Genomic DNA, 14,381 nt, shown 5'->3' with positions numbered 1-14,381 from the left:
GGCCGCTCAGGAGACATGCGAGGTTCTGCCCTGAACACGACGGATCGGTCCGGAACGGCCCGGCCCTCGGCGAGAGCCTCGTCCAGACGGCCGGCACGCCGCCGGTCACAACGACACGACCGGCGCGAGCCGTGGGCTCGGCACGCGCCAGGAGGGGAGGACGCGGTGTACTACGAGACCTCGGTACGGATCGCCGCCCCGGCGGAGCGCGTCTGGGCCGTGTTGCGCGACGTCGAGCGCTGGCCGGAATGGACGCCGACGATGAGCCAGGTGCACCGGATCGAGTCCGCGCCCGAGTACGTGCCCGGCGCCGACGGTCCCACCGGTGAGCTGTCCAAGGGCGATGTCGTCACGATCAAGCAGCCCAGGCTGCCGACGGCGAGCTGGACCGTCACCGCATGGAACCCGGGCGCCTCGTTCGCCTGGACGTCGACGAACGGCGGCACGCGGACCGTCGCCGACCACCAGATCGCCCCGGACCCGGACGGCACCAGCGTGACCGTAACCCTCAGCATCCGGCAGACCGGTCCACTCGCCGGCCTGATAGCCCTCCTGGCCGGCGGCCTGACCCGCCGCTACGTCGACACCGAGGCCGCCAGCCTCAAATCCCGCTGCGAACAGCCCTGAGGACCGCGGCCGACCGGCACGGCCTGACTTCTCGGAAAGATCGGCGAAGCCGGCAAAGCCGATCCCCGGCCGCTTCAGTGCGGCAACTGGACGGCGCGGGCTTCGGCGGCATAGGTGGCGCGGTCGGCTTCAAGGACGAAGCCGCGGGTGATGGCGTCGTCCAGGGAACGATCGAACGCGGCCAGGTAGGCGTCCCGGGTCGGGTACCTGGCGGCGAGCTCGGCCGGGGCGATCGGGGTGGTGGATCCGGTCAGCCGGCAGAACGGGCCTCCTGGGGCCGGGTCGCCGCTGAGGATCACCGCCGGGACGTCGACCGACGGTGTGCGGATGCCACCGAGCGCGATGCCGCTGGAGTCGCGGGCGAGCACGGTCGTGCCGTCCGGCCCGGTCGTCGTCCGGAGGCGTTCGCCGCCCGGTGGCGGGGTGCCGTCGAGGATCCACCGGTCGAGGGCGGCGAAGGCGGCGGCGGCCACGTAGCGCTGCGGGCCTTCGTTGACCGGGGCCGAGCAGCCCAGCCCCGCCGCGATCGGGCCGACCAGATGGTCGTCGGCGTGCGAGGTCCCGGCCACCTCCCAGGTCCGCAGCGCCTCGGTGTCGTCCTGGCGGGCGGCGGCGTAGCCGAGCGTCGGGCCGACGTCGGTCTCGGTCTCGAAGATCAGGACCGGGGCGTCGAGGTCGGCGCGGATCCGGACGTTCGCGATCCGTTCGGTGCCGGGGCCGGCGACCGGCGCCGCCGAGGCACCCCGGCTGTGCACGAAATACCCGTCGTAGACGTTCGCCAGCGGGTGGACGGCATTGATGTAGGTGGTCAGGTAGGCCGCGGACTGGGACTCGCCGGAGGCGATCAGCCGGGCGACGCGGCCACCGCCCAGGGCAGGCACGCCGGCGCCGTCCCGCCCGCGCAGGGCGGCGCCCACCTGGGAGAGGATGTCGAAGGAGTACTGGTCACCCGGGTGAACCAGCGAGCCGTACCGCTCGGGCGCCTGTGCCTTGATCCCACCGCTGGGCAGCTGGCTGCCGGCGGACAGCGGGGCGGAGCCGCCGTTGATGCCCAGCGCCTGCGCCGACAGCCCTACGTAGGCCGAGCCCGACCGCAGGAGCTGCTCGCCGAGGTACGCCCAGTCGGGCGCGGCGTCCAGACCGGCCGACTGGTTGAACCACTCGACGAGGACCGTTCCGGTGAACGCGGCCGGGTCCGCGGGGCGGCGCACCACGATCCGGCTCCGATAGTCCGCCTTCGCCGACGGGGTCGCCCGCCATACCCCGTCAGTCCCCAGATCGCCGTCCGCCGCGTACGCGGTGGCGGTGCCCGCGGCGAAGAACTCCTCTTCGACATAGTCGAAGTCCGCGAGTTCCGGCCCGGTGGCCACCGGGACCACCAGCTCGCCCACGGTGATGGGACCGGTGAGGGTCGCCGCCGCCACGTTCGGCGTCCGGAAGGCCGGCGCGGTGGACGTCACGGCCGGCGCGGCGTCCTCGTCCGGCTCTCCCGACGACGAGCAGGCCACGGCGCCCAGCGTGACGGCCGCGAGCAGGACCGCGAGGCGCCGGCCGGGCCCGCGGCGGCGCGCCCCGGCGGCACCACGCGCGGCGACTGGTAATCGAGCGTTCGGGACCATGGCGTTCTCCCGGCTGTCCACGCGGCACGGCGACGCCGGACATCGTCCGCGTAACTAATCCGGGACGCCAGCGATCGCGCGCGGCCGAGGCCGGCGAGGCCAGGTCCGGGCCCACCGGCCTACAGGCGGCCGAGGGCCTTGAGGGTGAGATAGGCGTCGGTGACGGCGGGGGCGTAGCGGTCGGGCGGGGCGTCGACCACCTCGACGCCCCGGCCGCGCAGCTCCTCGGTGAGCTGGCGGCGGCGCAGCAGGGTCTGCTCGGCCGACGCCGCCGCGTAGACCGCGTGGACGTCGCCCCGGCCCGCGGCGAGCTCGGCCAGCCGCGGGTCGCGCAGCGCGGCGACCATCACTGTGTGCCGGGCGGTCAGCGCCGGCAGCGCCGGCAGGAGGGACTCCTCGATGACCGCGGGCACCAGCTCGGTGAAGATCACCACCAGCGAACGGCGCCGGGTCGCGCGCAGCACCGTCGAGACGAGGCCCTCGTGGTCGGCCTCCACCAGCGCCGGCTCGAGGGTCGCCATCGCCTCGCTCATCCGCGCCAGCAGGTTCGCCTCCGTCGAGTCCGGCATGACCAGTCGTGCCTCGCTGTCGTGCGCGATCAGCCCGACCCGGTCGCCGGCGCGCAGGGCGACCGCGGTCAGCAGCAGCGCCGCGTCGAGCGCGTGGTCGAGCCGGGGGCCGTCGCCCACGGCGGCTGGTGGGCCGGCCGAGGACCCCGGGCCGTGGGGTGCGTCGGGCGACACGGCGCCGACCCGGCCGGCCGACGTCCGGGCCGTGTCGAGCACGCAGACCACCCGGCGGTCCCGCTCCGGGCGGAACGTCTTCAGGACGACGGAGCCACGCCGCGCCGTGCTCCGCCAGTCGATCATGCGGACGTCGTCGCCGATCACATAGTCGCGCAGGCTGTCGAACTCGGAGCCGGCGCCACCGCCGCGGATCGCGACCTCGCCCTCGATCTCCCGCAGCCGGGCGAGCGCCGCCGGCAGATGCCGCCGCGAGTGGAACGGCGGCAGCACCCGCACCCGCCAGGGGCACTGGTGCCGGCCCTGACGCCCGGCCAGGCCCAGTGGGCCGAGCGAGCGGACCGTGATCCGGAACGGCTCGCGGTCACCACGGCGGGACGGCGCCAGGGTCTCCTCCAGGAACCGCCGCTCACCGGCCGGGATGGTGACCGAGTGGACGCGCGGGCGGGCGCCGGCCGACGGCGGCCAGCCGTCCCGGATCCTCGCCCGGACCGCGCGCCGCCCGTCGTTGCTGACGGTGAGCACCAGCGGCACCGGCTGGCCCAGCCGGGCGGCGCGCGGGCCGCTCCGGGAGAACTCCAGCGCGCGGACCGAACCGGCGAGCGCCACGTCGACCAGCACCGCGACGATGATCAGGAAGTTGACGAGCAGCAGCACGAGGCCGGGGACGGGCGCGAGCGCGACCGCCACCGCGCCGAGGAACCCCAGGGCCGCCGCCCGGCCGGTGATCGCCATCCGGTCAGCGGGGGACGGGGACGGTCGCGAGCACCTGCTCGAGCACCACGTCCGAGCTGACGCCGTCGAGCTCGGCCTCGGGGCGCAGGCTGATCCGGTGACGCAGGGTCGCGCGGGCGAGCGCCTTCACGTCGTCCGGGGTGGCGTAGTTGCGGCCGGACAGCCAGGCCCACGCCTTCGCCGTGGCGAGCAGCGCGGTCGCGCCACGCGGCGAGACGCCGAGCAGCACCGACGGGGCGTGCCGGGTCCCGCGGGCGAGATCGACGATGTACGCCAGCACCTCGGGGCGCACCTGCACGGCGCGCGCCCCCGCCCGGGCGACGGCCAGCTCCGCCGGGCCGGCGACCGCCGTCACCCCGGCGGCGTCGAGGTCGCCCGGGTCGAAGCCGGCGGCGTGGTGGGCGAGCACCCGGACCTCGTCCTCGCGGGGTGGCAGCGGCAGCGTCACCTTGACCAGGAACCGGTCGAGCTGCGCCTCGGGCAGCGGGTACGTGCCCTCGTGCTCGACCGGGTTCTGGGTCGCCAGCACCGCGAACGGCGTCGGCAGCGGCCGGGGGGTGCCGTCGACGCTGACCTGGCGCTCCTCCATGACCTCCAGCAGCGCGGCCTGGGTCTTCGGCGGGGTTCGGTTGATCTCGTCGGCGAGCAGCAGGTTCGTGAAGACCGGGCCCTCGCGGAACGCGAACTCGGAGCTGCGGTTGTCGTAGAACAGCGAGCCGGTGACGTCACCGGGCATCAGGTCCGGCGTGAACTGGAGCCGCTTGGTGTCCAGCGACAGCGACCGGGCGAGGGTACGCACCAGCAGCGTCTTCGCGACCCCGGGCACCCCCTCCAGCAGCGCGTGGCCACGGCAGAGCAGGGCGACCACCAGGCCGCTGACGGCGGCGTCCTGGCCGATGACGGCCTTGGACACCTCGGCGCGCAGCCGCACCAGCGCGGCACGGGCGGCCTCCTGCTGCTCCGCCGACGGCGCGCCTGACGCCGGCTTCGCCAGCGCGGGCGCCCCAGGCGCGGGCGTGGGCGGCGGGACTGGCCGCGGAGGCGGCGGTGGGGCTGGCTGCGCGGGCGACGGCGGAACGGACGGCGGGGGTGACGGCGGGGCTGACAGCGCCGGGTTGGCCGGCGCGGCCGGCCACGGGGCGGGCACCGGCTCCGCCGGCTGCTCCGGCAGGCCAGCCGGCGGGGCGGGGGGCCTCCCACCGACGATGGTCACGTCCGTGTCCTGATCCTCCGGCCCGGCGGCGCCGCCGGGGTGATCCGCCTCGCCGGCCGGGCCAGGGCCTGGCGTCGGGGCGCCGGGAGCAAAGGCGCCCGGGTACGGAGTTGTCACCTTCCACCCACCTGCCGATCGAGATCGTCGAGTGCCTCCGCGAGCCAGAGCAACGCGGCGTCGTCCAGTTCTGGCTGCCCCGGGCCCGGCGGGCCGGGATGGGGCCATCCACCGGGCGAGGGCGGCGGCGCGACCATGGGTGCCCCCTGCCCGCCCGAACCGTACAGGAGGGCCCAGATCTCCATCGCCGGGCGACCTGTCCGCTCGGCGACCGACGCGATGAGCGACGCCGGGTCTGGTCCGGTGATCTCCGCGGCCACGGCGCCGGCGCGGACGGTGCCGGCCGCGCCGCGCTGCCCGTGCGGCGGCAGGCCGAGCCGGTCGGCGAGCCGGGCGCGCAGGCCCGCGCGCAGCGACTCGGCGGCCAGGTCCCGGGCACGGGCGGTGGCATAGAGCCGGCCGCGGCCCTCCGTCGTCTCCGCGGCGCGCACCACCACGGGCAGCGGCTCGGGCACCGGCGGGCCGAGGCGGCGCCCGCGCCACAGGGCCAGCAGGAGGAGCGCGAGGAGCAACTGGGTGACGGTCAGCCAGAAGCCGTCCCCGAGCAGGTCCACGGCCCCCATGCCCTCGACCGGCTCGGAGCTGGTCGGCTGCTGGATGACCCAGTCGAGCCGCGGGTGCTTGGCCATCAGGCCGAAGGCCAGTGCCGCGTCGCCGTCCTCGTCGAGCTGGTCGTTGGTGAGGAACTCCCCGCCGCCGAGCAGGACCAGGCGGCCGGACCCTCCAGGCTGGGTCACGACGGCCACGGCCGCGCCCTGAGTGTCCTGGGAACCCGGCTCCAGCGGGTAGCAGTACGTGACCTCGGCGTCGATCGGCGGCGTGACCGGGTCGTCCTCCGGCGGGCCGTAAAGGTAGGAGGACCCGATCGTCACACTGCCAGCGGTCCGGGCCTCCGGCAGCGCGCAGTCGGGCTCGTTCGAGGCGGTCGACGCGGAGTCGAGGACGTCGATCGGGAGGCGCAACGCGGACAGCACCGTCCTGGACGGCTCCACCAGCACGACATCCGCGCCGCCCTGGGCCAGGTCGCGCAGGTCCCGCAGGACGAACCGGTCGAGCAGCCCGGGCTCGACCACGACGACCGTCCGGTCGGGGTCGCTGGCGCCGTCCGGGGCGCGCGACGCGTCGAGCGCGCTGGCGACGTCGCCGCCGGCGACCACCTCGACGCCGCGGTCGCGCAGGATCTCGGCGAGCGCCATCGTGCCGCCGGGCTTGGGCGACCTGACATCCAGGTAGTCCTCGCTGGTCGACGGCCCGCCGACCGCCGCCGCGAGGACGGCGTAGCCGACGATCAACACGGCGAACACGGCCAGCACGCGCAGGGCGCGCCTGGTCGTCGCCGGACGCGGCCCGCTGCGCTGGAAGGTCGACCCGCCCGGCCCCGGTCCGCCGGCCGGCCCCGCGGGCCCGGCCGGGGAGGGGGCGACGCTGGTGGGGGCGGTCATGCCGGCACCGCGTGGGTCGGTTCGGCCGGCGCGTCGTCGTCCTTGCGCCGGCGGACGTTGGCGAGCGCCTCGTCGGCGCGCACCACCGTCTCGTATTCCCTGGTGCCCGCGGGCCGCCCGCCATACCAGACGTCGCTGAACACGGCGACGGCCAGCCGCAGCTCGGCCTGCCCGGTGGCCGTGACGGCCGTCATCTCCTCGACCAGCTCGCCCGCGGTGCGGCTGGCCCTCGGGTCGAGCACGCCCTTCTCCTCCAGCATGCGCACCAGCGCCCGCATCCGGGAGCGCAGCGCCTCCGCGTACCGGCCGGCGCGGGCGAACTCCTCGGCCTCGGCGCGCAGCGCCTTGGCCGACAGCGGGCTCGCGAGGTCCGTCTCGGCGTCGCGGCCCCTGGCGGAACGGCGGACCGGGCCGAGCCACAGCCGCAGCACGACCGCCAGCGCGACGACCGCCAGGAGCACCGCGAAGATGCCGAGCCCCGTGTAGTTCCCGCCGCCGGCATGGGAATCGCCCGGGATGACCCAGTCGAAGATGTCGGTCAGCTTCTCGCTGATCCAGTCGATCACGTCGTTGATCCGGTCGAACAGGCGGCGCAGCCAGTTCGGCGTCTCGCGACCGTAGATGTCACGCGACAGCTCGCGCCTGGCCTCCTCCTGCGCGCCGTCCCGGGTGACCGGGCCGCCCAGCGTCCCCATCAGAACCACCTGCCCCGGGGCTCGGCGGGACCGCCGGAACCGGCGGGCGGCGCGGGGATGTCGGGTGTGCCGGGCCTGGCGGGCCCGACGGGGGCCGACGCGGCGGCGGCCGCCGGGGCGGCTCTGGTGGCGGCTCTGGTGAGGGCCACGTCGAGGCCCTCCCGGCGGATTCGTCGGTCGACGTAGAGGATCGCGAGGATGCCGGAGATCACCGGAGTGACGATCGTGATGGCCAGCAGGCTGCCCAACGCCTGCACCACGTAGCCGGCGGTGGTCGGCTCGCCGGAGGGGTCCGTGAACGTCGACTCGGACGGCAGGGTCAGCAGGCCGACGGGCACGGCGACGACGAGTACCAGTACCCCGGCGATCACCGCGGCGAGCGCCAGGATGCTGAGCGTGCGCCACCACACGCCCTTCATCAGGTAGCGGGAACGGCTCAGCGCCTCGCCGACCGTCCCGCCCTCCAGCGCGTACACCGGGGCCGCGAGGCAGAGCAGGATGCCCAGCCACACCGACACGACGCCCGCGGTGAACAGCCCGAGCACCACCACCAGGGTCACCAGCACCGAGAGGGCCAGCAGCCCGGGCAGCCGGGGCGCGACTCGCCGGGCCGCCGCCCCGAGCCCGAGCTTGCGCCCGAGGCTGGCCTCGGCGACCACGACCGCGAGCACGCCGGACATCAGAACGATCAGCCCCAGGGTGAGCCCGGCCAGCACGAGCCGCAGCAGCGCGTACGAGACGAACGACGCGTCCTGGGCGGCGATCGCGATCAGCGTGCTCAGGATGTTGATGACGGCGCCCGGGATGGCGGTCAGCCCGAGCGTCGCGCCCGGGTTCGTCCTCATCGCCGCGAACGTGCCGTCGAGCGTCTCGCTGATGCTCAGCGGCCGCAACGGCACGATCTCCGCCGTCCTGCCGGGCGGGTCGGCTGTCAGCCGGCGGCCACCCCGCGACCCGGCCCAGCCACCGTTACCGCTGGCCCCGACCTCGTTCTCGGACCCAGGCGCCGCCCAGGCGCCGGGCGGCCGCCCGGCGGCCGGCGGGGCCGGGGCGGCGGGTGGCGCGGCGAACGGCGGGGGCGGCCCGGGCGCGTACGGGGGCGGTTGCCGCGGATGGGGCCCAGCCGGCGGGAACGCGGGCGGCACGGGGTAGGGCGGCGGTACCGGATAAGGCGGCGGTACGGGGTAGGGCTGTGACACAGGGTGAGGCGGCGGCACGGGGTAAGGCGGCGGCGGGCCTTGGCCCCGCGCGCCAGGAGGTGGCGCGCCGCCCGCGCCGGGCATCGGCGGGTGGCCGTAGCCGGCAGCGCCGGTACCCGGTCCCTCCACCATGCGTGCTGCCTCCTCGGCATCGTCGCGTCCACCTACGGCCGGTGGACGGGATCGGCGGACCACCAGCCGTTCCGGCCGACCCGTGCCCCAGCCTTACCGACCCGGGCCACGGCCACCGTCACCGGTCGCCCATCTGACCCTCTCGCGAGACCTGGGTCCGGGTCACCACCGGGGGTTCCGATCGGCGGGCCCCGAGGGCTGGCCACCTGACGACCAGCCCGCGGTGCCAGCCGGGCCGCCACCCGGCGCCGCGGCAGGGCCAGGTGGCCAGCCCTCGCCGGTTCCCAAGGTGGCCCCGCTGGTCGGCCACCTGTCCGGCGAGTGGGTCCTCCGGTCCAGGTAGAGCAGGGCGAACACGCCGGACAGTACCGGATAGATCGCCACGTCGAGGAGCAGGGACAGCAACGCCGGCAGGGCATGGCCCACGATCGTCTTCTCGCCGTCGGACGTCGGCAGGGCGGGTTCGACCACGAGGTAGACGAGCAGGGTGCCCGCGAACACCGGCAGGCTGGCGACGAGCGTGACGCCGAACGTCCGCCACCACCGCCGCCGGACCAGCTCGCCGGACCGGCGCAGCGCCGCGCCGACCGAGCCGCCCTCCACCGCGTGGCAGGGGGCGGCCAAGCAGAGGAGCACGCCCAGCCACGCCGACACCACGCCGAGGGTCACCGCGCCGCCCACCACCGCCAGTGCCACCACCAGGCTGATGGCGAAAAGGCCGGGCAGCAGGCGGGCGGCCCGCCGGAGCGCCGCGGCGGCGTCGGCCTTCGCGCTGACGCCCTCCTCTGCCGCGACGAGCGCGATCACGGCCGACAGCAGGGAGATCAGGGTCAGGTCCAGCGCGAAGAACGCGGCCTCGAACCACCCGACCGTGTCCTCGGAAAGGTTCCGGGTGGCGAAGTACATGACGAGGTAGCAGCTCTCGACGATGACGGCGCCCACGGCGGCCACGCCCAGCGTCGCCGCCGGGTACCGGCGGATCGTCGCGAAGGTGCCCGCGAACAGTTCTCGCACCGTCCTGGAACGTTGGGGCGGGCCGGGCGGCAGGTGGCCCTCGGGTCCCGGATAGCCCACGTACTGGTGTCCGGGGTAGAGCGGCAGCGGCTTGCCATACAGGAAGGCGTCCGGTCGCGAAGCGCCCCGTCTCCAGCTGTTCTCGATCGCGTCATCCCTCATGGGCCGGTCCTGCCTCCTCAGCACGTGGATGGTCCGGAGCGCGTGGATGGTCCAGCCGGCCAGCCTCCACCGACACCGCCACCGGGGCCCGGCTGGCCGGCGGGCCATGCGGCCGGCGGGGTGCCCCTCCGGTCGGCGTCGTCCGTCCGGTCGAGGTAGAGCAGGGCGAACACGGCGGCCAGCATCGAGTAGACCGCCACGTCGTAGGGCACGGCCAGAAGCCCGCGCAGGAGGTAGCCCGCGGTCGCCGGGGGAAGGTACGAACTCGGCACCAGCTCGTCGATCAGAGCGAAGTAGCCCCAACCGGCGATGTTTCCGAGCACGTTGGTGGCAAGCACGATGCCGAGCGTGCGCCATCCCCGGCCCTTGACCAGCTCACGCGACCGGCTGAGCGCCTCACCGAGGGAGCCGCCCTCCACCACGTAGGCCGGACCGGCCAGGCAGAACAGCGTGCCCAGCCACAACGTCGCCACAAGGACGATGAAGCGGAGGCCGAGAGAGGGTCTGGGGATCAGCGTCAACGTGGTCAGCATGGCGATCACGAACAGACCGGGCAGCCTGCGCGCGGCCCGCCCGGCCGCCGCGTCCGGCTCGACCCGCCGGCCGGACCTGGCCCCGGCCAGAACCACCGCGATCACTCCGGAAAGCATGCACTGCAGGGTCACGTCAGCCGAGAACAGGGCCGAGTCGCCCCATTCCGCCATGTCCTCGGACAGCGGCGGAACCGTGAGATACGTGACCGTGTAGATCGTCTCGACCACGATGGCGCCGACGGTGGCCACCCCCAGCGTCGCCGTCGGGTGGCGCCGGATCGCGGCGAACGCGCCGCGCAACGCCCCCAACAGGCCCAGGGGCCGCCGAGGCACCCCGAGCGGCGGGAAGCCGTGTGGCCCGGTGACCGGCTGAGACAACGGGGAGGTCCCGACGAGCTGGTCGTACAACGCCGGGCCCAGCGGCGGAGGGGTGGCCGGAACCCCGGGTCGGCCCTCACCGAGGGTGCCGTCGCCGCTGTCGGACGGACGCTGGTGCATGGGCTGCTGTCTCCTCGGCCTGCGGGCGCCTGGAGGCAGTCGCGCTGGGGGCCAGTCGTGTCGAAACGGCCGGTCGTGCCGGGCGCCCGCCGGTTCCCGCTTGCGCCGCGTAGATCCTCGCAGAATCGGCGCACCGCCATCTACTCCGTTAGGCGATCCGGGACCTCACGTTGGTGCCCGCCCGCGGCCAGTTGTTCGACCCGCTGTCCACAGGGCCGCGGGTGTCCACAGGCGAGCGGGCGGGACTGGTCGGCCGGGCCCGCGCCGCCGATGCTGCGCGGGTGACCGGTCCCTCGCCCGCCCCCGGCGTTCGCGCGCAGATCCGCGGCGCGCTCGCGACGCTGGCCGACCTCGTGCTGCCGCGGACGTGCGGCGGATGCGGGCGGGCCGGCGCCGCGCTGTGCGCGCGCTGCGCGGCGGCGCTGACCGGTCCCCCGATCCTCGCCGCCCCGGGCTCGATGGCCACCTCGGGGCGGCGAGGGCCGCCGTGCGTCGCGGCGGCCCACTACGCCGGCCCGGCCGGCTCGATAGTGATCGCCTACAAGGAGCGTGGCCGGCTCGATCTCACCCGGCCGCTCGCCGCCGCGCTGGCGGGCGCGGTGGCGGCGGCGCTGGCCGTCGCCCGGCCGGGCGGCCCGCCAGGCGAACGGCCGGTCCTGCTGGTCCCGGTGCCGGCGAGCGCGGCGGCGGCACGCCGGCGCGGGTTCGACCACGTCGCCCGACTCGCGGGTGGCGCCGCCAGGCTGGCCCGCGCCGCCGGCGTGCCGACATGGGTGGCGCCGCTGCTGCGCACGGTCCGGCGCACGGCGGACCAGGCGAGCCTGGGTGCCAGCGAGCGAACCGCGAACGTCACCGGGGCGTTCGCGGCCAGCCCCGCCGCGGTGGGCCGGCTCACCCGGGCCCTGGCCGGCCGTCCTCCCGAACGAGCGAGGACCGGGGTTCCCACCGGTGTCCTTCCTGGTGCGGTCGACGTCGTGGTGGTGGACGACGTGGTGACCACCGGCGCGACCCTCGCCGAGGCGGTACGGGCGCTGCGCCGGGCCGGGGTACCGGTCCTGGCGACGGCCGCGGTCGCGACGGCGCACGGGCCCGGGGTCCGCTTCGCCGCGCCACGTGTCCGATTACCGAACACGCGGGTACCGGAAGGGTGAAACTAGATGGCCTACCGGTGTCCAGGGTGGGTATGCGGCCACCGCCGCGCGGCGGCCGGCCGACGCCCAGGTCTCCCGGAACAGGTGATAACGGCAGGTGAGACGGATAGAGGCCACACAAGGACGACAGTCACACGGCTATCGCTGGACGGAGGAGAGCAAGTAGGACGACGAGACCTGGCCTCGCGCCGGCCCAAACGGGCCAGCGTCGGCGCCAGGGCGACCGGGCCCGGGCCCGGAGTCGGGAGCTAGCCAGCCGTGCCGCGCCGGACCATCCGGCCGGCGAACGGGAGGTGGATCGCGTGGAGATCGTGGTCAAGGGCCGGCACACAGCGGTTCCGGATCGGTTCCGCAGTCACGTCCAGACCAAGCTCGCGAAGTTGGAACGGTACGACGGCAAGGTCATCCGGGTCGACGTCGAGCTCTCCCATGAGCACAACCGCCGGATGGCCGACGTGCGTGAGCGGGTCGAACTCACCGTCTACAGCCGCGGGCCGGTGATCCGCGCCGAGGCCGCCGCGGCCGACCCGTACTCCGCGCTCGACGTGGCGACGTCCAAGCTCGCCGAGCGGCTGCGCCGCGCGGCCGAGCGCCGGGCCGATCACAAGCACGGCAACAACGGCCAGGGGCACGGCCGCGCCTACGTCGGACCGCCGCCGCCCGCGCGCGCCGGGGCCGCGACGCCGGGCGCGGGCGGTCGGGCCGCGCCCCCCGCGGCGGCGCTGGCGACGGAGGGCCTGAAGACGGGCGGGTCCCCGCACCTGCTGACCCCGGCCGACGTCGCGGCGGCCGCCCGGCGCCGCCCGGTGGGCGACGACCAGCGTCCCGGCGCCGCCGGGAACGAGGCGACGGAGGAACCGGGGCCGTCGGACCTCGACGTCGACCGCTACGAACAGCCGGACCGTTCCCCGATGGTCGTGCGGACCAAGACGCACCGGGCGGCACCGATGACGCTCGACGACGCGCTCTCGAACATGGAGCTCGTCGGCCACGACTTCTACCTCTTCCAGGACACGGAGTCCGGACATCCGAGCGTGGTCTACCGGCGGCGCGGCTACGACTACGGCGTGATCTGCCTGGTCAGCCCGGACGAGCCGGAGCCGGCCGTGGAAGCGGAGCCCGGTCGGGTGGGAGCCACTCCCTAGCGCGCCGCCACGGCGTCCCGCGGCCGTCTGGCGGGGATACCCACCACGCCTGGGGTCCCCGCCGGTCGGCGCCCCGGCCCGGGTCCGCGCGGCGTGGCCCCTCGCGCGGTCACGGCCAAGCTGGCCCGGACCGGCCCGATCCGGCGGATCCGCGGTAGGCGACATGGGCCTTTCCGCCGTCTGATGGCCGGTTCGCCCCGTCAACGTGGGATCATCGACCTCGGGTGTGGTGGCAAGCGGCAGTCGTGACCCAAAGGCCGGGCGAGCGCCGGAGGTGTCGCGCGGGGCCGGGTACTACCTGGATGTCACCGTGTAGTCGGCGCATGGACGAAATGTGTCCCGCGCCGGCGAACACGGGTCCGGGTTGCCTCGGCGCGCATCCGCCGCTTGGCCGCCGCCCACCATGCCGGGGCAGTGGTCCTAGGGAGGCCAGATGACGGTGGACGAGCAGCGCTCGGCCGAGACGCCGCGGGCGCCATCGGAGGAGAACCCGATCCGGGTGCTGATCGTCGACGATCACGCGCTGTTCCGCCGCGGGCTGGAGATGGTGCTCGCGCAGGAGCCGGACATCGAGGTCGTCGGGGAGGCCGCGGACGGCTCCGAGGCGGTGACGATGGCCGGCGAGATGGCGCCGGACATCGTGCTGATGGACGTACGCATGCCGCGGCGCGGCGGCATCGACGCCACCAGCGCCATCAAACAGGCGGTACCGAGCGCGAAGATCGTTATGCTGACGATCAGCGACGAGGAGGCCGACCTCTACGACGCCATCAAAGCGGGCGCGATGGGCTACCTGCTCAAGGAGATCTCGATCGACGAGGTCGCGGCCGACATCCGGGCGGTCTACAACGGCCAGAGCCTGATCAGCCCGTCGATGGCGTCGAAGCTGCTCAGCGAGTTCGCCTCGATGATCAAGAACAAGGACGACCGCCCGCAGTTGCCGACGCCGCGGCTGACCGACCGGGAGATGGAGGTGCTCCGGCTGGTCGCGAAGGGGCTGAACAACCGCGACATCGCCAAGCAGCTCTTCATCAGCGAGAACACGGTCAAGAACCACATCCGCAACATCCTGGAGAAGCTCCAGCTGCACTCCCGGATGGAGGCCGTCGTGTACGCCGTCCGCGAGAAGCTCCTCGAGATCACCTGACGACAGGCAAGGCTCGGGCCGCCGCACCTCCAGGTCTCGCCTCATACCGCGCCCGGCAGGGCGCGGAGCGTCTCCGGCCAGGCGGAGCGGCCGGGGTCCCTCCCAGATCGGCTCCGCCGATCTGGGAGGTTCGGGCCACCCCTACCCGACCAACATCCCAACCCCGGACCAGAACTACCCCATACCTCCCGGTCCTGCCCCATACCAGG

The 14,381-nt window shown here is 74.9% G+C and carries 12 protein-coding genes; 4 read left to right on the top strand and 8 right to left on the bottom strand.

What is annotated here, in order from left to right; translation table 11 throughout:
• Nucleotides 1-165: 165 nt before the first annotated feature.
• A complete protein-coding gene (locus I6A81_RS11530) occupies nt 166-627 on the top strand; it encodes an SRPBCC family protein (RefSeq protein ID WP_203003711.1) in 462 nt (153 codons plus the stop codon).
• 74 nt (nt 628-701) lie between these two features.
• On the opposite strand, the gene I6A81_RS11525 is transcribed toward I6A81_RS11530, so the two are convergent.
• The 8 genes from I6A81_RS11525 to I6A81_RS11490 form a co-directional block, all read right to left on the bottom strand.
• Nucleotides 702-2,246 carry an alpha/beta hydrolase domain-containing protein gene (locus I6A81_RS11525; RefSeq protein ID WP_203003710.1) on the bottom strand — a complete coding sequence of 515 codons (1,545 nt, stop codon included), beginning with the start codon at nt 2,244-2,246 and terminating at the stop codon, nt 702-704.
• A 119-nt stretch (nt 2,247-2,365) separates the two neighbouring features.
• Nucleotides 2,366-3,724, bottom strand: coding sequence for a DUF58 domain-containing protein (locus I6A81_RS11520; protein ID WP_203003709.1), 1,359 nt, complete (start codon nt 3,722-3,724; stop codon nt 2,366-2,368).
• Between the two features lie 4 nt (nt 3,725-3,728).
• Entirely contained in the window at nt 3,729-4,718 is a 990-nt protein-coding gene (locus I6A81_RS11515) for an AAA family ATPase (RefSeq protein WP_203003725.1), read from the bottom strand.
• 332 nt (nt 4,719-5,050) lie between these two features.
• Nucleotides 5,051-6,496: a DUF4350 domain-containing protein gene (locus I6A81_RS11510; protein WP_203003708.1), complete on the bottom strand. Its 1,446-nt coding sequence runs from the start codon at nt 6,494-6,496 to the stop codon at nt 5,051-5,053.
• Nucleotides 6,493-7,191 carry a DUF4129 domain-containing protein gene (locus I6A81_RS11505; protein WP_203003707.1) on the bottom strand — a complete coding sequence of 233 codons (699 nt, stop codon included), beginning with the start codon at nt 7,189-7,191 and terminating at the stop codon, nt 6,493-6,495. The genes I6A81_RS11510 and I6A81_RS11505 overlap by 4 nt, the downstream gene beginning before the upstream one ends.
• Nucleotides 7,191-8,090 (bottom strand): hypothetical protein, encoded by a 900-nt coding sequence (locus I6A81_RS11500; RefSeq protein WP_203003706.1) that lies wholly within the window; start codon nt 8,088-8,090, stop codon nt 7,191-7,193. Before I6A81_RS11500 ends, I6A81_RS11505 begins: the two co-directional genes overlap by 1 nt.
• Nucleotides 8,091-8,684: 594 nt before the next feature.
• Nucleotides 8,685-9,698 carry a hypothetical protein gene (locus tag I6A81_RS11495; RefSeq protein ID WP_203003705.1) on the bottom strand — a complete coding sequence of 338 codons (1,014 nt, stop codon included), beginning with the start codon at nt 9,696-9,698 and terminating at the stop codon, nt 8,685-8,687.
• A 17-nt stretch (nt 9,699-9,715) separates the two neighbouring features.
• Entirely contained in the window at nt 9,716-10,729 is a 1,014-nt protein-coding gene (locus I6A81_RS11490; protein WP_203003704.1) for a hypothetical protein, read from the bottom strand.
• Between the two features lie 281 nt (nt 10,730-11,010).
• On the opposite strand from I6A81_RS11490, the gene I6A81_RS11485 reads away from it, so the two are divergent.
• From I6A81_RS11485 to I6A81_RS11475, 3 genes are all read left to right on the top strand, one after another.
• Nucleotides 11,011-11,880, top strand: a complete 870-nt coding sequence (locus tag I6A81_RS11485) for a ComF family protein (RefSeq protein ID WP_307874595.1) — start codon at nt 11,011-11,013, stop codon at nt 11,878-11,880.
• Between the two features lie 302 nt (nt 11,881-12,182).
• Nucleotides 12,183-13,025 carry a ribosome hibernation-promoting factor, HPF/YfiA family gene (gene hpf, locus I6A81_RS11480; RefSeq protein ID WP_203003703.1) on the top strand — a complete coding sequence of 281 codons (843 nt, stop codon included), beginning with the start codon at nt 12,183-12,185 and terminating at the stop codon, nt 13,023-13,025.
• 433 nt (nt 13,026-13,458) lie between these two features.
• Nucleotides 13,459-14,172, top strand: a complete 714-nt coding sequence (locus I6A81_RS11475; protein ID WP_203003702.1) for a response regulator — start codon at nt 13,459-13,461, stop codon at nt 14,170-14,172.
• The last annotated feature ends 209 nt before the right edge of the window (nt 14,173-14,381 follow it).

Origin of the sequence: Frankia nepalensis (assembly GCF_016786325.1) — a bacterium.
Taxonomy (GTDB): Bacteria; Actinomycetota; Actinomycetes; order Frankiales; family Frankiaceae; genus Pseudofrankia; species Pseudofrankia nepalensis.
Note: the sequence above shows the minus strand (reverse complement) of the source record. Positions and strands in the feature narration are given on the sequence as shown.

What these genes read in the sequence shown, in the direction of transcription:
- I6A81_RS11525 (WP_203003710.1), bottom strand. Translation starts at nt 2,246, where the DNA reads ATGGTCCCGAACGCTCGATTACCAGTCGCCGCGCGTGGTGCCGCCGGG.
- I6A81_RS11520 (WP_203003709.1), bottom strand. Translation starts at nt 3,724, where the DNA reads ATGGCGATCACCGGCCGGGCGGCGGCCCTGGGGTTCCTCGGCGCGGTG.
- I6A81_RS11510 (WP_203003708.1), bottom strand. Translation starts at nt 6,496, where the DNA reads ATGACCGCCCCCACCAGCGTCGCCCCCTCCCCGGCCGGGCCCGCGGGG.
- I6A81_RS11505 (WP_203003707.1), bottom strand. Translation starts at nt 7,191, where the DNA reads ATGGGGACGCTGGGCGGCCCGGTCACCCGGGACGGCGCGCAGGAGGAG.
- I6A81_RS11495 (WP_203003705.1), bottom strand. Translation starts at nt 9,698, where the DNA reads ATGAGGGATGACGCGATCGAGAACAGCTGGAGACGGGGCGCTTCGCGA.
- I6A81_RS11490 (WP_203003704.1), bottom strand. Translation starts at nt 10,729, where the DNA reads ATGCACCAGCGTCCGTCCGACAGCGGCGACGGCACCCTCGGTGAGGGC.
- I6A81_RS11475 (WP_203003702.1), top strand. Translation starts at nt 13,459, where the DNA reads ATGACGGTGGACGAGCAGCGCTCGGCCGAGACGCCGCGGGCGCCATCG.